At 46.3% G+C, this 19346-nt stretch carries 18 protein-coding genes; 2 read left to right on the forward strand and 16 right to left on the reverse strand.

The annotated features are described in order from the left end of the window. Nucleotides 1–224 precede the first annotated feature (224 nt). From G636_RS0106395 to G636_RS0106420, 6 genes are all read right to left on the reverse strand, one after another. Entirely contained in the window at nt 225–1217 is a 993-nt protein-coding gene (locus G636_RS0106395; protein ID WP_035778973.1) for a serine hydrolase domain-containing protein, read from the reverse strand. Nucleotides 1218–1244: 27 nt separating this feature from the next. Further along, the gene (locus G636_RS0106400) at nt 1245–1904 is read right to left on the reverse strand and encodes a thiamine diphosphokinase (RefSeq protein ID WP_026507367.1); all 660 of its coding nucleotides are present in this window, start codon (nt 1902–1904) and stop codon (nt 1245–1247) included. Then, nucleotides 1904–3586 (reverse strand): tetratricopeptide repeat protein, encoded by a 1683-nt coding sequence (locus G636_RS0106405; protein WP_026507368.1) that lies wholly within the window; start codon nt 3584–3586, stop codon nt 1904–1906. Before G636_RS0106405 ends, G636_RS0106400 begins: the two co-directional genes overlap by 1 nt. 77 nt (nt 3587–3663) lie before the next feature. After that, nucleotides 3664–4026, reverse strand: coding sequence for a DUF1667 domain-containing protein (locus G636_RS0106410; RefSeq protein ID WP_026507369.1), 363 nt, complete (start codon nt 4024–4026; stop codon nt 3664–3666). Nucleotides 4027–4275: 249 nt separating this feature from the next. Continuing rightward, nucleotides 4276–5535 (reverse strand): NAD(P)/FAD-dependent oxidoreductase, encoded by a 1260-nt coding sequence (locus G636_RS0106415; protein ID WP_026507370.1) that lies wholly within the window; start codon nt 5533–5535, stop codon nt 4276–4278. Between the two features lie 16 nt (nt 5536–5551). Next, nucleotides 5552–6976 (reverse strand): NAD(P)/FAD-dependent oxidoreductase, encoded by a 1425-nt coding sequence (locus G636_RS0106420; RefSeq protein WP_026507371.1) that lies wholly within the window; start codon nt 6974–6976, stop codon nt 5552–5554. Nucleotides 6977–7208: 232 nt separating this feature from the next. On the opposite strand from G636_RS0106420, the gene G636_RS0106425 reads away from it, so the two are divergent. Next, complete coding sequence (locus tag G636_RS0106425) at nt 7209–8597, forward strand: MATE family efflux transporter (protein WP_026507372.1); 1389 nt, start codon at nt 7209–7211, stop codon at nt 8595–8597. Between the two features lie 494 nt (nt 8598–9091). Here the strand turns inward: G636_RS0106425 and G636_RS0106430 are convergent, their stop codons facing one another. Both G636_RS0106430 and G636_RS0106435 read right to left on the reverse strand, forming a co-directional pair. Further along, entirely contained in the window at nt 9092–10078 is a 987-nt protein-coding gene (locus G636_RS0106430) for a DMT family transporter (RefSeq protein WP_026507373.1), read from the reverse strand. Between the two features lie 8 nt (nt 10079–10086). Next, nucleotides 10087–10842, reverse strand: a complete 756-nt coding sequence (locus G636_RS0106435; RefSeq protein WP_026507374.1) for a spermidine synthase — start codon at nt 10840–10842, stop codon at nt 10087–10089. Nucleotides 10843–10912: 70 nt separating this feature from the next. On the opposite strand from G636_RS0106435, the gene G636_RS0106440 reads away from it, so the two are divergent. Next, nucleotides 10913–11536: a M48 family metallopeptidase gene (locus G636_RS0106440; protein ID WP_242826930.1), complete on the forward strand. Its 624-nt coding sequence runs from the start codon at nt 10913–10915 to the stop codon at nt 11534–11536. 3 nt (nt 11537–11539) lie between these two features. Here the strand turns inward: G636_RS0106440 and G636_RS17565 are convergent, their stop codons facing one another. From G636_RS17565 to G636_RS0106480, 8 genes are all read right to left on the reverse strand, one after another. Beyond that, the gene (locus G636_RS17565; RefSeq protein ID WP_242826931.1) at nt 11540–13654 is read right to left on the reverse strand and encodes a DEAD/DEAH box helicase; all 2115 of its coding nucleotides are present in this window, start codon (nt 13652–13654) and stop codon (nt 11540–11542) included. A gap of 19 nt (nt 13655–13673) precedes the next feature. Next, a complete protein-coding gene (pgsA, locus tag G636_RS0106450; protein ID WP_026507376.1) occupies nt 13674–14243 on the reverse strand; it encodes a CDP-diacylglycerol--glycerol-3-phosphate 3-phosphatidyltransferase in 570 nt (189 codons plus the stop codon). An 83-nt stretch (nt 14244–14326) separates the two neighbouring features. Then, entirely contained in the window at nt 14327–15691 is a 1365-nt protein-coding gene (gene rimO / locus G636_RS0106455; RefSeq protein WP_026507377.1) for a 30S ribosomal protein S12 methylthiotransferase RimO, read from the reverse strand. A gap of 5 nt (nt 15692–15696) precedes the next feature. Then, nucleotides 15697–16089, reverse strand: a complete 393-nt coding sequence (gene rpoZ / locus G636_RS0106460) for a DNA-directed RNA polymerase subunit omega (RefSeq protein ID WP_026507378.1) — start codon at nt 16087–16089, stop codon at nt 15697–15699. A gap of 136 nt (nt 16090–16225) precedes the next feature. Beyond that, nucleotides 16226–16999 carry an SDR family NAD(P)-dependent oxidoreductase gene (locus G636_RS0106465; RefSeq protein WP_026507379.1) on the reverse strand — a complete coding sequence of 258 codons (774 nt, stop codon included), beginning with the start codon at nt 16997–16999 and terminating at the stop codon, nt 16226–16228. 12 nt (nt 17000–17011) lie between these two features. Continuing rightward, entirely contained in the window at nt 17012–17647 is a 636-nt protein-coding gene (gene gmk, locus G636_RS0106470; protein WP_026507380.1) for a guanylate kinase, read from the reverse strand. Nucleotides 17648–17673: 26 nt separating this feature from the next. Then, complete coding sequence (locus G636_RS0106475) at nt 17674–17919, reverse strand: DUF370 domain-containing protein (RefSeq protein WP_035778978.1); 246 nt, start codon at nt 17917–17919, stop codon at nt 17674–17676. Nucleotides 17920–18016: 97 nt separating this feature from the next. Beyond that, the gene (locus G636_RS0106480) at nt 18017–18904 is read right to left on the reverse strand and encodes a YicC/YloC family endoribonuclease (RefSeq protein WP_026507382.1); all 888 of its coding nucleotides are present in this window, start codon (nt 18902–18904) and stop codon (nt 18017–18019) included. Nucleotides 18905–19346 lie beyond the last annotated feature (442 nt).

A 19346-nucleotide genomic window follows, 5' to 3' on the forward strand; every position in this document is an offset into this window, starting at 1 on the left:
TCATTTTACGAATAGAGCAATTGATTTTTCTAAGTCATACACCAAAGCTTCCACAATATCTAAATCATTAAGCCCAAATTCTCCTGAAGCAATGAGCTTATATAAGCCTATAAGCCTTTCTTGAGCTTTTTGCAAATATTCGTATAGAGCTTCTTTTTATCCTCAGTGGTCTTGGAGGTGGCTCCAGCTTGGCTGCGTAAAAACAGCGTACCGGTCAGACCCACTCACAGATCATTCTTAAGGATTGAGAAGCCGATCTGCTCAGCATTGACCAGGCCGTAGTTGACAGATACAACCACCGCGCGCTTCGTCTCTCTGTTTATTCCTATAAAGGAGTTAAATGCGCCTGCAGATCCTGTATGCCAGCTTACAGGCATATCCTTTTCCAATCTCCAGCTCAGGCCACTGTCAGCATTCTTTTCACACGGGCCGTGTACCTCATGACAAGCAGACAGATAAGGCTTTGAGCCATCAAGGTTGATCTGTGCATAGGTGAGCAGATCATCCACAGTAGCACACAGGCCTCCTGCAGGAGCGATCACATCTTCCTTTTCCCACTGCCAGCAGCGACAGGGCTGATCCTTTTTGTCGTAACCGGGCATAGATACATTGCCCAGGAAGGTATTCTTAAGGCCCAGATCTTCTTTGATATAGCGGTTCATACTATCCCAGTAGCCTTCGCCGTTTATCTGGCCTACTATGTATCCCAGGATACCTATGCCTATATTTGAATACACAAAGTCATAGGTCTTATCCTCCAGCACTGTATCGCGGATGATCTTCATCATATCATCCACTTTAGGATAGCCCCTGAAAGGATTGGTATGGAATAGTCCGCCTTCTCTATTCATATTCAGCAGCACAGGAAGCGTGGTCCAGAAGGTATAGGGCTGCGTCTTAAAGCCTGACGAATGAGAGGCCAGCCTCTCCAGGGTTGGATAATAACGCTCAGGCAGTCCCGGGATATATTTATCTATACCCGCTGACAATTCCAGCTTACCCTCAGACAGATATTTTGCCAGAAGTGACGCAGTAAAAGTCTTGCAGATAGAGCCAACTGCATATATCTTGTCTATGTCTCCATCTTCTTTTCTGTCAGGACCAAAGTGACTGATTTCTTTGTTTCCATCCTTCAAAAGCCCAATAGTCAGCTCCACATGCTGTCTTTTCTTATAGAGCTTGTCTATTTCCTGTGAAGTAGCAGCTGAAAAAACCATTTGATCCCCTCCTCAAAAATACCTTCATCACCATTCGGCCACTATAAGCAGGCTCCCCTTTTGCACTTCAACGCTCCCTGCTCTGTCAGCAAGGAAGCTATTGCTGACGCCTATGGGAAAATCAGCAGTTATAATGCCGTCCTCCATTTCATATTCCATATCCTTTATGGTCACGTGCTCAGCCTTATCTCCCAGGGCAAATACAGAGAGATAGCCTGTCATACCCGCTTTAAAATCTATCTTTTCGTCTTCAGCGACCATGATCATGGATTTCTCATCCATGATATAGCCCTTGCCACCTCTGTGCTTGATATAGAGAAGTGTCTGTATATTAGCCAGGCTGTGGGACACTCTGTTTCCGCCCAGAGCCCCATAGATATAGAACTTTCTGTAGCCCCTCTTAAAGCCCTCCTTGACTGCAGCCATGGTGTCGGTGTCATCCTTGTGCTCGCTTAGCCTGATGATCCTGTCAGGATCAGAAGCAGCTATCTCCGCCATGCTGCGCAGATCATCCGGCGAATCCTTGAGAGAGTCAAAATCACCTATGATCAGATCAGGAAGTATCCCCATGAGATTCAGATAACGAAAGCCTCTGTCACAGGCTATGAGGTAATCGCCATCAGCCCTGTCCAGCTCAACAGGTACAAAAGAGCCGGCAGCAACGATCACGCATTTAGCTTCAGCCATCATCTACCTCCAATACCGGACTTGTTTATTCCCAGATCATCTTCGTCCACAGGTGCCATATAGCCCCAGTTCTCTGTTACTCTGGTCACCTTGCTGCTAATAGACAGAGCTCTGGTGCTGGTAAATGTAAATATATATTTATAAGCTTCTGACTTTTTGGCCTCTTCTAATTCTTCTGATCCTTCAATTTCTTCTGATCCTTCAATTTCTTCTGAAGCTTCTATATCATCTGACTCTTCTGTCTCAGCCGGATCTTCAAGAATATCAGATTCATCTATACCTTCCACATCTTCATCCGGATCTTCAAGAATATCGGATTCATCTATACCTTCCACATCTTCATCCGGATTCATCTTAGCTTCTGCATTTATGATATCCTCATTGGGCACTGCCTCTATCTCATAGGTCATGTGAGGATAGTAGCCCCCCTTAGAAGAGGGTTCATACATCATCTGCACTACGCTGTATTTAGGCGAAGACTTATATCCGCCCTTTTGATATGCCAGGTATACATCCGGTTCCATATAGAGGGTAAATATACCTTCTTCGCCGGCATATTCATCAAAATCAGGATAATGATAAGTCCATTCATTATTGGTCAGAGACAGGATAACACCGTCAAAGGAGAATCTGACCACGGTATCCAGCTCCAGTCTCTTATCACCACCTCTTTCCAGGCGGCTGCGAAGCTTTATGAGTTTATTGCTGACCATAAAGTCTCTTAGAGATCCCAGGTCATCATCCACTGTGCTCCTGATTCCATCAAATACAGCCTTATTCTCTGCCGAGTTGATAAGGCATTCTCTCAGAGTCTCAATACGCTTTTCCTCACCCAGTACATTCTCAGCTTTATCCAGAAGTTCTGCATACTCTTCCACATATGCATCATCTATCCAGATCACCCTTCCCTCTGGAATGGTATACATACCTATGATCGTAGCCAGGTCATCATTTGGCGCTGCCTCATAGATCTCTATCATGCTGTCCAGGGTATCCGCATACTCAGTAAAGGATGAATCAGATCCATCTCCGCTCCAAAAGAGTGTACTTTCCCCGCTGCTGTTCTTCTCAGTCATGCAATAGGTATAAAGAGTGGATAAGAGGTCAAGAGCATCCTGATTGTCTTTGTCAAGATTGAGAACTTCCAGCGCATCAGTCGCTGCTTCAAAAGAATGAAGGACTCTGTCCTCTTCATCTGCCGCATTCATCTGATCTACCACATCATTGAGCTTAAGGGAAATATAATTGGACAAAAGATCTTCATCACCGGTATTCTGCCATCCCTTAAACAACACCACTTCCATGGACTCTGTATCATTAACATCCATGTAGCAGCTTACCAGCTTCTGATAAGCAAGTAGAGATGATGAATCAGCCTTGATAGCCTTTTCATAATGCTCTATGGCTTTATTATAGTCTTTTTTCTTCTCGGCATTTTCCGCAAGAGCCATTTCTCTGGCAAGCCTTACAGAAGACATATTTGCATATAGCAGATAGGAACCATAGGCCAGGCCTATGCCCAGTACTATGATCAATAATATCTGAATTATATCAAAAGCTTTCGGACCATGCTTTTCTTTATCTACAGTTTCCTTATCTGCCGCTTCTATATCCGCAGATTTTTTTTCCTTATCTGCAGTATCCTTCTTATCTTCAATTTCTTTATCAAGCTTATCTGACATCAATTACTCCAAACTACTGACCAATCTACTTAAATATACTAAGGGCTAGCCAAAAGCCCCTAGGCAGCCCCTTTAGCTCATACCCTGTCCACATCTCTTGCGGATATCAGGTCTGCACCGCTGCCGCATATATCCTTTATTATCACATCACCTATATGTACAGGTGCTTCCACGCTGCAGGCATGGACTTTTTCCATGATCTCCATGATCATACCCTTTTTGATATCCCTGGATGTTTTAACGGGAAGCCTGGCTACCACGCCACCGTTTATTTTAACACTAGCTGTCAATATTCGGGTAGGATCAGTCACCTCTTTTTTGCCATAGTCTGCGCCTCTCTGACAGGTATTGCCCGTCACATTTACTTCCGAGCCATCTATAGTCACCGTAAGATTGCAGCCCAAAGGGCAGCCTATACATATCAGCTCTCTTGTCTCCATAATATCCTCCATGCCAACTAAGTCCATAGCACCTTTTGCCTAGGGGCTATAATCATAAGACCCTTGTATAATGCAATAGTCAGTCCATGATACAGTTATCAGTCGTTACTATTCACAGTAGAATCACGCACTAGCTGCGTGATTCGTGAGAATATGATACAAGAGTGAGGGGCGATCTTTTGCGAAGCAAAACTATAATATCGCCCCGAATGTTACTATGAGCAGTCGTAAGACTGTGAATAGTAACTATCAGTCTTCAATACCCAGCCTGATCTCTTTGATATCATCTCTTCCGTTAAAGGAATCCTTTTTGATCACTATCTGCTCCATTTCTCCGGGAGCCATGACCCTCTTATTCACTGAAGATACCTTATCATCATCATAGTAGAGGCAGAGCTTCTTGTCCTTTATGACTGATCCTACTCTGAACCTGACAGTCAGCTTATCGTCCATTTCCAGGGTATCTATAGACTGGGGAACAGTGTATCTCACGCCGCCAAAAGTCACAACAGGCACTGTCCTGTGCTGAGAAGCAGATGACCTTTTGATATAAAGAGCAGCGCTTCTTCCTGCATGAGCAGCCTCTTCGGACACATAATCCACCAGGTCATGTACATGCAGCACATTGCCGCAGGCAAAGACTCCGGGAATAGTAGTTTCCAGGCTGTCTGTAACAGCAGGTCCCTTGGTTGCAGGACATATCTGCGCCCCCATAGCTCTTGTAAGCTCATTTTCCGGCAAAAGACCGCAGGACAACAGCAGGGTATCTGCTTCATAGAATTTCTCAGTACCCGGGATAGGCTTTGAAGCAGCATCCACCTCTGATATCTCTATACCCTCCACTCTCTCCTTGCCTTTGATATCTGTAACAGTATGGCTAAGAAGAAGGGGAATATCATAATCCTCAAGGCACTGAACTATATTACGCCTAAGGCCTCCGGAATAAGGCATAAGCTCTGCCACAGCCAGCACCCTGGCTCCTTCAAGTGTCATGCGCCTGGCCATAATAAGGCCTATATCTCCGGATCCCAGGATCACTACTTTCCTGCCTACCAGGTAGCCTTCTATATTCATCAGTCTCTGCGCTGTACCTGCTGTGTAGATGCCTGCAGGCCTGTAGCCGGGTATGTTAAGAGCGCCCCTGGGCCTTTCCCTGCAGCCCATAGCCAGTATCACAGCCCCGGCCTTAATAGTCTCTATCCCTCTGTCACGTGACATGCAGGTCACCACCCTGTCAGCTGACAGATCCAGGACCATGGTATTTAGTCTGCATTCTATATTTTGCTCCCTGACCTGACTGATGTATCTTGCTGCATACTCAGGGCCTGTGAGCTCCTCTTTAAAGGTATGAAGGCCAAATCCGTTGTGGATGCACTGATTCAGTATGCCTCCAAGGAATCTGTCCCTTTCCAGTATCAGTATATCCTCTGCGCCGTTTTGCCTTGCTGCAGCTGCAGCTGCAAGTCCTGCAGGTCCGCCGCCTATAATGACTATCTCTCTATTCTCCATATATACCTCCGAAGGCTTATTCTGCTTTGATAAGTTCAGAGCCTTTCCTGTTCTTGCATACACTTGTCATATCTATACCCAGTTCTTCTGCCAGGATCTCCATGGTCCTGGGAGTGCAAAAGCCTGCCTGGCACCTGCCCATTCCGGCTCTGACCCTGCGCTTGACGCCGTCCATTGATACGGCTCCCGGCTTTCTCCTGATAGCTTCCCTGATCTCGCCCTCGGATATGCCCTCACATCTGCAGACAATAGCACCATAGGAAGGATTGGACCTGATATACTCAGCTCTCTCATCGGGGCTCATCTCAGAAGGAGAAGGGATAGCCCGCCTCTTTCTGATCAGATTATCCTTTTGGCCTGCTCCAAGATATTCAGCGATCTTAGCTGCCAGATATTCACCTATTGCAGGAGCTGCAGTTAGTCCCGGAGACTCTATACCTGCTGCGTCAAAAAAGCCTGCGGCATCATCGCACTCTCCCACTACAAAATCTCCCCCTTCTTCATGGGCACGAAGTCCGGAAAAAGATGTGATAGTATTGTAAAAAGGAATATCCTTAACAAGGTCTGACGCCTTTGCAGTCAGCTCTTCAAGGCTGCCGGCATGTGTAGCAGTCTCCTCTTTGTCATCTACATCATCTGCAGTAGGACCTGCCAGTAGATTGCCATGGACGGTAGGCGATACCAGAACACCTTTACCCATCTTGCCCGGTAACAGGAAGATGGTATGGCTCACATGATCACCAGCCTCCTTGTCCATAAGCTTGTATTCACCCTTTCTGGCTGTGATATGAAGCTTATTATCGGATACCATATTGTGGATAGCATCTGCATATACACCTGCAGCATTGACTACGACTCTGGTCAGGATATCTCCCTTGCCGGTCTTTACGAGATATCCGTCCTCCTGTTTTATGATATCCTCTACCTTGCAATCCATGATAAATTCCGCACCATTGGCAGCTGCATTCTCAGCCATGGCTATAGTTAGTCCAAATGGGCATACTATAGCACCGCTCTCAGCAAGGAGGGCCATATAGAGTTCATCTGTAAGACCCGGCTCAATAGCCCTTGCTTCATCAGCTGTGAGAAGCTTTAGTCCCTCTACGCCGCCCTTAATACCGTTCTCGTACACTTTCCTCAGCTGAGGCTCATCCTCTTTGTATTTGCACAGCACCATAGACCCGTTGCGCTTATAGGGAAAGTCCAGCTCCTTAGACAGCTCTTCCATCATCTTGCTGCCCGCAATGTTAAACTTCTGCTTTAAAGAACCGAAACTAGCATCAAAGCCCGCATGCACTATGGCACTGTTGGCCTTGGAGGTCCCGGAGCAGACATCCTCTTCTTTATCAACAAGCATCACTTTAATATCATAAAAAGACAAAAACCTTGCAACAGAGCAGCCCACTACTCCGCCGCCAATAATAAGAACGTCAGTCTTCACATTGGCCTCCTTGACATAACCCTATCATCACTGTTTATTCGTTTTCAGATCGTGAACAATTACAATTTGTTTGTAAGTCCATAAACTCTGACATAAAAGTTATTTTCTGACATATATACCTATTGTAGCACAATAATAAGGGCTATTGACGCTATATGTTACAATGAATCACGTACATCAATTAAGCGATAAACTATATAGAATGTAATACGGCTCAAGGAGTGAACAAGTAATGGAATTTATAAGAAAACTATTTAAACCTGTAGATATGACTAAGGGCAATCCCGCCCATAACATAGTAATGTTCATGATACCCATGCTCATAGGCAATGTCGCCCAGCAGCTCTATAGCACAGTAGACAGTATCATTGTAGGTAAATATGTGGGCGATAATGCCCTGGCAGCAGTGGGCAGTGCTACTCCTCTGCTCAATCTCTTCCTCATGCTCTTCGTAGGCGTATCTGTGGGTGCCGGCATCATGGTATCCCAGGCCTTTGGAGCCAAAGACAGAGAAGAACTCTCAATAGCAGTAGGCACCAGCATAGTGCTGACCTTTATCTCATCACTGCTTATCATGGTCCTGGTCCCCCCTGTGATCATGCCCCTGCTCAGGCTCATGGGTACACCTGAGACTATCATATACTGGGCTAACCAGTACCTGATCATACTCTTTGTAGGTGTAATAGGAAGTGCTTATTATAATATCCTTGGAGGTATCCTCAGAGGTCTGGGAGACTCAATATCCGCCCTCTTGTACCTCATCATAGCCACTATCCTGAATATCATCCTGGACTATGCATTTGTACGCTATCTTGGACTGGGAGTAGCAGGCGTGGCACTGGCAACAATCATAGCTCAGCTGGTATCCGGCGTTCTCTCTTTCATGAAGCTCATGAAGATGAAGGAGCTTTTTGACCTTAACAGAGAATATTTAAAGCCCAAAAAAGAGCCCATGCTGCGCCTTATAAAGCTGGGCCTTCCCTCCGGACTGACCCAGGCCATATTCTCCTTTTCCCTTCTGGCAGTGCAGTCTCTTACCAATACCTTTGGCGAGACCTATATCGCAGCCAATGTCATGGTCATGAGAGTAGACGGTTTTGTTATGATGCCTGCCTTTTCCTTTGGCCAGGCACTGACCACCTTTACAGGTCAGAATGTAGGCGCCAAGCGCATGGACCGTGTAAAATCCGGCACCAGGCAGGGCACTATCATCGCCATCGCAACATCTCTTGTCATTGCTGTCCTGATCTACTTTGGAGGTCACCCTCTCATGTCCATCTTTACCAGCACTGAGGATCTGGTAAATCTGGCCTTTAGCATGATGATGATCCTCATGCCCGGCTACATAGCCATGGAAGTGACCCAGTGTCTCTCCGGCACCATGAGAGGTGCAGGCGACACCATGACGCCCATGTGGATATCCCTTATCAACTCAGTCCTGGTACGTGTTCCCATGGCATACTTCCTGGTAAACATGTCCAAGACCGCTGCCCTGCCTCAGGGCAACAGACTCATGCTCCAGTACAGTCTGGTCACCACCTGGATCATCGGCGCCACCCTCACCTTCCTCCTCTACCTCTCAGGCATCTGGAAGCGCAAGCTCCCCATGGACCTGCGATAAAAAAGCCCGCGGCCAAAAAACAGTTTTTAAAAGCCCCGGTCTTGGTACAAATCTTTTTCAGCAAACACTTCGGCAGGGGCATTTTTAATATCGTGATTGAGTCCGCGGGCTTTTAGACACGCGCCTTAGCTGGATCCTCGTGGCCCTTAGCTCCCCGCGTATTTGATATGGCATGAAAATCTTCCCGCAGGGCTGCAATGCCGCTGCTTTTTTCGCAGTGAATATTCAGCGAAGATGCCAGATTTTCTTGCCCTCGCATAGCAGCCTGAAGATCGCCTGTGAGTGCTTTTCCGTATCAGGGCTAAATAAATAACTATTTTAAATGGTCATTGGATGCTTTTTATCCAATGACCATTTTTACTATAATTGTATTTTTGCCCTGATCGTGTAAAGACGAACAGGCGAATTAAACAAAGGCTGCGCGAGGGCTTAGAAAATCGGCATCTGAGCTGTCATGAACGAGAAAAACAGCGGCAGCAACAAGCCCACGGGGATCATGCTGCATCGGGGTGTGCGGGGAGGCGGATAATGCCCTGGGCAAGGAGGATGGCCAGGAACATGAGGATGCAGCCTATGGCCTCGTGGAGAGCCATGCGCTCACCAAGGAGGAGCATGCCGCCTATAAGTGCAAAGACCGATTCAAAGCTCATGATAAGGGAAGCCAGGGCAGGCTCTACGTGCTCCTGACCTATTATCTGGAGAGTATAAGCCACAGCGCAGCTAAGGACACCTGCGTAGAGGATAGGGATCAGAGCTCCCATGTCCATGAGATTGTTTATCCAGTCGCTGATATTTCCTCTGACTATGCCCATTTCAAATACAGACATTGGGATAATGCCCAATATGCCTGCTACGAGAAACTGGATACAGGAAAGCTTTATACCATCCAGATTTGGAGCAAACTTGTCCACGAATATAATGTGAAATGAGAAGCCCACTGCGCATAAGATCAGGAGCAGATCCCCCGCCCCTGCAGCTTCATTTTTGCCATAGATACACAGAAGGTACATACCAGCGAGGGCAACAGCTACTCCTGCCCATACATTGATACCGCATTTCCTATGCATAAACAGGCCAAGGATAGGCACTATGAGGATATAGGCTGCAGTGAGAAAGCCTCCCCTTCCGGCTCCCGCTCCCATATTTATACCCAGCTGCTGAAGCGTTGATGAGATAAAGAGGATACTGCCGCAGATAATGCCGCCTTTTAGGTAGCCGCCAGACAGTCCTGCCGGGCTTATTTTGCGTCCTGCATTTTCTGATGAAGACTTAACAGTTGTTTTGCCCTGTATCATATCCCTGACCCTGATGACTATGTAGAGGACAAGGCAGCCTATAAGGCTCCTGACACAGTTAAATGTATATGGACCTACCGCGTCTCCTCCCGCTGACTGAGCTACAAAGGCAAAGCCCCAGATAAAAGCTGCCAAAAGGAGCAGCAGTGAATGTATGATGCTGCTTGAAGATCTGTTATTGCTCATATTTACCGTTATTTCTTATAGCCTTTGACCAGGCAGTTCTGAACCTGGTTGCTGCTATATGACATGTTGCAGGGAACTATTGATACATCAGTAAAGTAAGCGCTCATCATCTCCCTTGCCATGGCTGAGCGCATAGAGTCCGGACCGGACAGAGCTGTTATGAGATTGGATATATAAGGACAGCCCTTTTTAAGATGCCCCTTAAAGAGCTCCAGAGCCTTAGGAGAGAACATATTCATGTCAGGTGAGTCCGCATGATAGGCATCATTGATTATCATGTCATACTCCTGACTACTCTCTTCAAGGAAGCTCAGCGCCTCCGATTCAAAGATCCTCAGTCTCCCGCTGGAAAATGCAGCATACTCATCTTCCAGATCCCTGAGGAAAAAATACTCCATTGCTATCTCTATGGATCTGGGATTCATCTCGACCACATCCATCCTGTAATCCTCATAATGACTGATAAAATATTTTGGAAAAGTAAAGCCTGCTCCTCCGATAAGAAGGACCTTGCTGTCCCTTCGCGTCAAGTTGTCAGTATGCCTGGCAAAGACCTTCATATAGTCAAATACAGGCTCATACTTCATGTCGCCAAAATAGCACGCCGACTCGTTTACGCCATCAACAGTATAAAGTCTGGCAGGCAGATCTCTGTACTTGCCGTCATATACTATAAAGCTGCCATAGCCGCCCTTTTCTTTGACATAGATATGCCCTGGGTTATAGGCATTTATATCTATTTTTTTCTTAAATGAGATCTCCATTTCAACCTGCTCCGTAAAATGGTAAAATTACAAAGGTTGCACACTATCATCAACAGATCAGAGGAACATTTTGGATAATAAGAACAAACGCTATATCAATTATACTGACAAGAACGGCAGTCATACAATAACTATCGAGATCATCAGGTCTGCCAGAAAGACAGGCCAGCTAAGCATTGATAACAGCTGCAACGCAACACTCCGGATCCCAAACTCCGCAGACGACAAATGGCTTGATGAGTTATTAATGGACAGGACTGACTGGCTCATAGCAAAGCATATAGAGATGAGAAAAAGATCAGCTGCAGCGCAAAATGCTGCAAAAGAAAGGCCCCATCTCACAGACAGACAACGTGCCCTCCTTGAAAAGCGCTACAGAAAATCAGCGTCCGAGTATTTAACGCTCAGAGTAAACCATTATGAACGACTCATAGGAGTAAAGCACAAGAAGATAGTGATCAGAGATCAAAAGACCCGCTGGGGAAGCTGCTCTTCATCCGGCACCCTCTCCTTTAACTGGCGTCTCATGCTGGCACCTCCTCAGATTCTGGATTATGTGGTAGTACATGAGCTCTGTCACTTCGTCCATATGGACCATTCTCCTGCCTTCTGGGCTCTTGTAGCAAAATACATGCCCGACTACAAAGAGCGCCGGGCATGGTTAAAATCTAATGGTGATCTGCTATATTTTTAGTAGTTAGTCCTCGTGGAACTTGCCGTCAGCACCTCTTGTCTTGATATTGATGCTGCCGTAGAGCCTTCTGGGAGCTTCTCTATGGGAATCTTTCTTTCTGTTTCCCTGATCCCTGTGATCTCTATAGGAATCTCTGCCTCTTCCTGTTCTGGAGGAGTTAAAGGAATCCCTTCCGCCGGCAGTAGAGCCGTCTCTTCTGTAGCCACCTCTGCCGTCTCTGCGGCTCTCTCCCCTGGCAGACTTAAAGCCATCTCTGTCTCTGCCGTTTTTCTTGCCGTCAAAGGACCTTCCGGATCTTCCTCTTTGGTCGTCTCTTCTGCCACCCCGTGCATATCTTCTGTCATCTCCGCGACCACGACCATGGCCATCTCTGCCATTTCTTCTGCCATCAAATGATCCGCGGCCGTTTCTGCCTCTTCTGCGCTCAGGGATATCAAGGTCCTTCACCTCGTCACCCATTTTCAGACGCATAAAGCCTGCAGCCAGCTGTTCAGCGCTGTATTCGCCTTCTTCTATCTTCTTGCCTACGAATTCCAGAGCTGCTTCTATATTGCCATTTTCAATGACATCTACCACTTCAGCGAAGATCTTCTGGGACTTGGCCCTGGTGATCTCCTTGGCAGTAGGTACCTTTTTCTCTTCAATGCTGGTATGACAGATTCTCTCGATATCCCTTATCTTCCATACCTCACGGCCTGACACCAGAGTACAGCTCTTGCCGCTCTTGCCGGCTCTTCCTGTACGGCCGATACGGTGAACATAGTATTCGATATCCTCAGGTATATCAAAGTTAAATACGCAGTCTACGCCGCTGACATCAATGCCTCTGGCAGCTACGTCAGTAGCGATCAGGATACTGATCCTGCCATTTCTGAAAGCACTCATTACCAGATCTCTCTGATTCTGGGACAGATCTCCATGGAGACCGTCTGCAGGATATCCCTTATCAGACAGGAGCTTGGCAAGCTCATCTACCATTCTCTTGGTATTGGCAAAAATCAGAGATCTCCTGGGCTGATAATAATCAATAAGCCTGGTCAGCACTTCAAACTTTAATTCTCTGGGGATCACATAGTAGCTCTGCTCTATAGCCTTAACCGTGATATCTCCTGTAGAGAGCTTGATATGTGTAGCATCAGGCTTCTGATACTGCCTGGTGATATTCAGGATAGGCTCAGGCATGGTAGCTGAGAAAAGAGCTGTCTGTCTCTCTACGGGCATCTCCTTAAGGATAGTCTCTATATCCTCTCTAAATCCCATATCCAACATCTCATCCGCTTCATCCAGTACCAGAGTCTTCACCGTCTCCATCTTCATGGTGCGGCGTCTCATATGGTCCATTACTCTGCCGGGAGTGCCTACTACTATCTGCACTCCTGAGGATAAAGCCCTGATCTGCCTTGTGATATCCTGTCCGCCGTATACAGGCAGCACCTTGATACCATGCATGTACTTAGCAAAGTCCCTGATATCATCAGCGGCCTGCATAGCCAGTTCTCTTGTAGGGCACAGGATCACGGCCTGCAGATGCTTATCAGCAGGATCTACACTGCAAAGAGTAGGTATACCAAATGCAGCTGTCTTGCCGGTTCCGGTCTGGGCCTGACCTATGATATCTCCGCCCTTCATCATTACAGGAATAGCTGCTTTCTGGATGGGTGACATATATTCAAAGCCCATCTCCTTAACAGCTCTGAGGATTCTCTCATCAAGTCCTGAATCCTCGTATCTTATGCGATCATCTTCTTTATCGTCTCCGGCATTTTCTTCATCATAGTCATTATCATCTCCATCCGGAGTATCACCGATATCTGAAGCTATATCTTCTACCATGGAGATTGTTTCTTCCATGATCTCTTCTTCAGGCTTTTCTTCTACGCTGTTTTCATTCTTATCATCTGACCTTTTGCCGAAATGATCAGCTATGTCATCAGCATCCCTTTTATCTGAATCAAAACGGAACTTCTTACCTGCTCTGAAACTGTCTTTTACACCAAAAGCCTTTTTCTTCCTCTGTCCCCTCTTCCTCTCCATCTCCTGATAGGTATTCTCTTCCTTGTGACGAAAGCTCCCATCAGTAGTGCTGAATAATTCCAAATCTTCTAAAATATCGCTCATTAACTAAACCTTTCTTAAATTACATCTGTCCATCCATGACATTCCAGTTCTTTACAAGATAGTCTATAAGAGAGACCACGGTAAGAACCAGAGCTATCCACATAATGATCCATGTGAGAATGGAATAGATCTGTCCAAATGACGGATTCTGTGTAAATGCGTAGTCTACATCGGCGATCATCAGGATCACCATTATCATCTGGAATGTTGTCTTAAACTTGCCCCACCAGCTAGCTGCAATGACAAGGCCCTTTTCTGCAGCTATGAGTCTGAATCCGCTGATTATAAACTCTCTGGCGACGATCACTATTACTACCCAGGACCATATCCTGCTCATCCCTACCAGGCAGATCAGCGCAGAGATGACCAGCATCTTATCTGCCAGGGGATCCATAAATTTACCAAAGTCTGTTACCAGATTATATTTCCTTGCGATCTTGCCATCTGCCATATCTGTCAGGCTGGCAACGATAAAGAGGAGGAGCGCTGTCCATTTAAGGGCTGCAGAGCCTCCGGATAGCAGCATTGCTGCTACAAAAAAAGGTATGATGATAACTCTAAGCAGTGTCAGTTTATTAGGTAAATTCATTGTTATCCTCCATGCCAAATGAACTATTTGGCATTTTCCCATTCTTTATGATCTGATACAGTGCTTATCAGACCTTATGACTATCAGTCCTCTTCCAGGCAGCCCACAAGGTCATATTCGTCACTGCCTGTGATCTTAACATTAACAAAGCGGCCGCTCATCAGGTCATAGGGCACATTCTCTACAAAGAGGAAGCCATCGATATCAGGAGCATCTCTGTAGGTCCTGGCAATATAGGTATACAGAGGTCTGCCCTGATCATCAAGCTTGGGATCATCATCTCCTACCCTGCCCTCGATCATAGCTCTGACAGTCCTGCCTACCATATTCCCGGCACTTTCAAAAGCATACTGCTGCTGAGCTGCCATGATCTTATTCCTTCGAAGAACTGCAGCTCTCTCAGATACCTGATCCGGCATATCAGCCGCTACTGTACCCTCTTCCGCTGAATAGGTAAATACCCCCAGCCTGTCAAACTTAAGGTCTCTAACAAGCTCCATGGTCTGTCTGGAATCCTCCGGAGTCTCTCCCGGGAAGCCGGATATCAGAGTAGTCCTGAGGCAGATATCAGGCATTGCCTTTCTGAGCTTATCAACAAGCTCCCTTATCTGGGCATTATTTGTCCTTCTGCCCATCTTCTTAAGGATACGATCACTACCTGACTGTACAGGCAAATCCAGATAGTGACAGATCTTGGGCTCAGCCTTCATCACAGCTATAAGCTCATCATCTATCTCTTCGGGATAGCAATACATAATGCGGATCCATTCTATCCCGTCTATGGCACAGAGATTGCGCAAAAGCTCGGGAAGCATCTTCCTGCCATAGAGATCCGTTCCATAAAGTGTAGTCTCCTGAGCTACCAGGATCAGCTCCTTTACTCCGGTTTCTGCCAGTTTGGCTGCTTCCTTCAGGAGTATGTCCATGTCTACGGATCTGTAATGTCCCCTGACCTTGGGAATGATGCAGTAAGTGCAGTTCTTGTTACAGCCTTCTGCTATCTTGAGATAAGCAAAACCTGTTCCCGTAGTCAGTAGTCTCTTCTTATAAGTAACCGCCGGTCTGTCAATGCTTTCGAAATAATCTCGGCTGCTGCTGCTCAGGGCCTCTTTAAGAGCTTCAAAGATCTTATCAAAAGCTGTTGTACCGATGATGGCGTCTACCTCAGGGATCTCTTCTCTGATCTCTTTCTGGTATCTCTGAGCCAGGCAGCCGCATACTACAAGCGCTTTAAGCTGCCCGATCTTCTTTCTCTCGGCCAGCTCCAATATAGTGTCTATGCTCTCCTGTTTGGCATCATTAATAAAGCAGCAGGTATTAACCACTGCTGCTTCTGCCTCTGTCTCATCATCAGTGAATTCAAAATCGTGCTCAGACAAGAGCCCCAGCATATACTCGGACTCTACACGGTTCTTATCGCATCCAAGCGAAATGAACAAAATCTTCATAAATCTCAGCCTTCGGTGCTCTCTTCTGCGTCAGCCTCTGCGCTCTCTTCCGGGACTTCCTCCTCAGCAGAAGTCTTAGCTTCCTTCCTGGCAGCATCTGCACTCTTTGCAGCTTCTGCATCAGCCTTGTTCATTTCTTCAATACGAAGAGCCATATCTTCCTTCTCTTCGTCTGTAAGGATATGAAGCTCATCAGCATAGAGCTCCTTAACTGCTGTGCTCAATGCCTTATCCTTGGGATCTGCGTAAATCATCGGATCATCGCCGGCGATAAGCTGTCTGGCACGCTTAGCTGTAGCCATAACGATGGAATAACGGCTGCTGATAACAGGCTCTTCGCCTTCCTCAACGCCCTTATTAACAACATTCATCAGATCTACGTATGACGGATGTATCATATTGTTCTTCCTTTCTTAAAGGTATTTGACTTAGTATCTCTTCAACAGGCCATCCCGGAAGATAATACGTTCAACTTATACTATAAACCCTAAGGACCAATTTTAACAGACATAGTCTTAAAATTCAAATTAATCTTTAGCGTCTTTTCCCGATTTCCGTTTTTTTCTTTTGCTGCCTTCCAACCATTCCGATGAGAATTGGTCCGGGCACAAAGCGCTGCCAGAATACTGCTGCTCTCATCATAAGTGTAGGTACTATCACGGTCCTTTTCTTCTTCATAAGAGACAGGCATTCTCTCACACAGCGCTCTGCTGATATTCCCTTTAGTGCAAAGGTCACATCAGCATTATCGTTAAACCGGGTATCCACAGGCCCCGGGCACAGGCAGCAAACATAGACCTTAGAGCCCTTTTCTTTAAGTTCTCTGGCTACAGCCCTTGTCAGCGATACCACGTAGGCTTTGGAAGCATAATAGCCTGCCATATAAGGCCCTGCAGGAAAAAGCCCTGCAGATGAAGCCACGTTGACTATTGTTCCCTTTCCTTTTTTTACCATCTTTTTAAGGACAGCTTTAAAGAGAAAATGCATGGCTATATCATTGACCTTTATCATGCTGAGCTCTTTGCCTGTGTCTGTTTCAAGAAAGCTCCCTGCAGTTCCAAAGCCGGCATTATTGATAAATACGTCAATCTTTTCACCTTCCAGCTCTTTTGCCAGCTTCAAAAGCTCATCCTCAAGGGACAGATCCGCTGTTATGATCCTGCAATCACATGCATTCCTGTCCATAAACTCCTGCAGGATATCACTGCGCCTTCCTGTGAGTATCAGCCTGTAGCCTTTCTTTGCATAGGCCCTGGCAAACTCCATTCCAATACCGGAGGTTGCTCCTGTAATAAATGCTGTTTTCATAGCATCCTTTCATCATTTAAACTGCTCTACGTCCCTGCGGATCTTCTCGATAAAATCCTTTTGCCTGCAGGGAGCAAGATGCGCGCTCTCAATAGCACTTCTCATGTCCTGTAGACAGGTGTCCAGATCATCATTGATCAGGATGTAATCATATTCTTCAATGCCTTCAGCTTCTTCTGTGGCACGCCTTAGCCTGCCCTTTATGACCTCGTCAGTCTCTGTGCCGCGGCCCCTTAGCCTCTGCTCCAGCACTTCTGCGCTAGGGGGCATTACGAATAAGAGCACCGCATCAGGATACTGCTTCTTGATCTGACGAGCTCCCTGGATCTCTATCTCCAGGATCACATCCTTGCCCTCATTCATGCAATCCTCCACATATTTCCTGGGAGTGCCATAATAATGTCCGCAATAGCCGGCATGCTCCAAAAGTCCATCTTCCTCTATCAGCTTCTCAAACTCCTCGTCGCTGATAAAGAAATACTCTCTTCCATTCTCTTCGCCGGGACGAGGCTGCCTGGTAGTAGCTGATACTGACAGAGCATAGTTATCATACTCCTCTACCAGCTTCTTCATAAGTGTTCCCTTACCTGTACCGGAAAAGCCGGACACTACTACTATGACACCTTTTCTATTATTCTCATTAGTCATCTATATTCCTCCAAAACGCCCTATGATCATCCCTGATCCGTGTCAGTTACCATCCTGGAACTTATGGTCTCGGGAAGCAGCGCTGAGAGTACCAGCATATTGTTCTCCATGACAATCACCGCCTTGGTCTTTCTGCCTGCACTGGCATCCACTACTCTCATCTCTTCCCTGGCACGCTGGACCATTCGCTTAACAGGAGCCGCGTCAGGGGATACGATGGAGATAACCTTATCTGTATTTACTATATTTCCAAATCCTATATGTATGAACATGTTTTTCTCCGTAAGGGCTACTCCCTCATAGTTGGGCGGGTTATAAATCCATGATGGCCTCCAATCAAGCTTGAAGCCATCATGGATTTTAACCCTGTTATTCTATGTTTTGTATCTGCTCCCTGATCTTTTCTATTGTGGTCTTGAGGTTGATGGCATGGTCAGATACTTCGATATCTGTTGTCTTTGACAGGGTTGTATTAGCTTCCCTGTTCAGTTCTTGAGCGATGAAATCCAACTTTCTTCCAATACCGTTTTCCTCGTCACCCTTTTCCAGGATCTCTCTTACGGTACCGATATGGCTCCTGAGTCTTACCAGCTCCTCATCCACACATACCTTATCGGCAAAGAGAGTCACTTCCATTGCCAGCCTGCTCTCATCGATCTGGTTATCATCCAGAAGCTCAGCGATCTTCTGCTTCAGTCCACTCTTATATTCTTCTACTATCATGGGAGACCTTTCTGTGATAAAATCCACATCCTTCTCCATGATATCCAGCTTATCCATCAGATCCTTCTTCAGGAATTCGCCCTCCTTAAGGCGAGCAGAGGCAAATTTGCCTGCAGCCTCTTCCAGCGCTGCCTTCAGGCTCTCCCAGAGCTCTTCTTCATTGATATCCTTGCTCTGAAGAGTAAATACCTCGGGCATATGGGCTATAGATGAGAGCCTGATATCTTCGCCCAGGCCAAAATCCTCTGACATCTGCTTCATGCCGCTAAGATAAGCCCCTGCGATGTCATGATTATACTTCACCTCAGTAGCTGCTTCCGCTGCAGCCTCATAGCTGATATAGACATCTACCTTGCCCCTTTTCATGTACTGCTTCAGGAGCCTTCTGATCTCTGCTTCCAGAGAATTGAACATTCTGGGCATCTTCAGGCCCAGGTCCAGATACCTGTTGTTGACTGATTTGATTTCAACACTGATACGGCCGGCCTCAGAGATATTTTCGCTCTTGCCAAAGCCTGTCATACTGTAAACCATATTTACCTCCGGATTTTTATTAAGCTTTTCTAGTGAACTCATCAACATCGAAAGCTTTGTTATCCCGATTATATCTCTTTTCCTGCCTTCTGTCAGTCATATTAATCCTTTGATTCTTTTTTATGAAGTGAAAAGTTAAATTCCACTTCAAAGGGGTGAAAGTTGAATTTAGTCTTACACCAAATTCCACTTCATCTTACGTGGAATTTACTCTTACACTTAAGGCGGCGCTTCCTTCGATAACGAGTGAACATCCCTGTGAGCCAGAGCACCAAGATTCAGTTCTTTGGAGGAGGCCGAGGTCTGGGGCAGAGCCCCAGGTTATGTTCATGTATCAGTACAGAATGTAGTGTCTTTCCTGCGTACAATGGAGATTCGATAACGGTATGACTGTAACTCATGTTCAGTTCCCCGTTATCGGCGTAGACTTCGCACGCAGGAA

The sequence above is a fragment of the Butyrivibrio sp. MC2013 genome (assembly GCF_000424585.1).
GTDB lineage: Bacteria > Bacillota > Clostridia > Lachnospirales > Lachnospiraceae > Butyrivibrio.

Excerpts from the sequence above, each read along its gene's own strand:
- G636_RS0106395 (WP_035778973.1), bottom strand. The coding sequence starts at position 1,217 with ATGGTTTTTTCAGCTGCTACTTCACAGGAAATAGACAAGCTCTATAAG.
- G636_RS0106400 (WP_026507367.1), bottom strand. The coding sequence starts at position 1,904 with ATGGCTGAAGCTAAATGCGTGATCGTTGCTGCCGGCTCTTTTGTACCT.
- G636_RS0106405 (WP_026507368.1), bottom strand. The coding sequence starts at position 3,586 with ATGTCAGATAAGCTTGATAAAGAAATTGAAGATAAGAAGGATACTGCA.
- G636_RS0106410 (WP_026507369.1), bottom strand. The coding sequence starts at position 4,026 with ATGGAGACAAGAGAGCTGATATGTATAGGCTGCCCTTTGGGCTGCAAT.
- G636_RS0106415 (WP_026507370.1), bottom strand. The coding sequence starts at position 5,535 with ATGGAGAATAGAGAGATAGTCATTATAGGCGGCGGACCTGCAGGACTT.
- G636_RS0106425 (WP_026507372.1), top strand. The coding sequence starts at position 7,209 with ATGGAATTTATAAGAAAACTATTTAAACCTGTAGATATGACTAAGGGC.
- G636_RS0106430 (WP_026507373.1), bottom strand. The coding sequence starts at position 10,078 with ATGAGCAATAACAGATCTTCAAGCAGCATCATACATTCACTGCTGCTC.
- G636_RS0106435 (WP_026507374.1), bottom strand. The coding sequence starts at position 10,842 with ATGGAGATCTCATTTAAGAAAAAAATAGATATAAATGCCTATAACCCA.
- G636_RS17565 (WP_242826931.1), bottom strand. The coding sequence starts at position 13,654 with ATGAGCGATATTTTAGAAGATTTGGAATTATTCAGCACTACTGATGGG.
- pgsA (WP_026507376.1), bottom strand. The coding sequence starts at position 14,243 with ATGAATTTACCTAATAAACTGACACTGCTTAGAGTTATCATCATACCT.
- rimO (WP_026507377.1), bottom strand. The coding sequence starts at position 15,691 with ATGAAGATTTTGTTCATTTCGCTTGGATGCGATAAGAACCGTGTAGAG.
- rpoZ (WP_026507378.1), bottom strand. The coding sequence starts at position 16,089 with ATGATACATCCGTCATACGTAGATCTGATGAATGTTGTTAATAAGGGC.
- G636_RS0106465 (WP_026507379.1), bottom strand. The coding sequence starts at position 16,999 with ATGAAAACAGCATTTATTACAGGAGCAACCTCCGGTATTGGAATGGAG.
- gmk (WP_026507380.1), bottom strand. The coding sequence starts at position 17,647 with ATGACTAATGAGAATAATAGAAAAGGTGTCATAGTAGTAGTGTCCGGC.
- G636_RS0106475 (WP_035778978.1), bottom strand. The coding sequence starts at position 17,919 with ATGTTCATACATATAGGATTTGGAAATATAGTAAATACAGATAAGGTT.
- G636_RS0106480 (WP_026507382.1), bottom strand. The coding sequence starts at position 18,904 with ATGGTTTACAGTATGACAGGCTTTGGCAAGAGCGAAAATATCTCTGAG.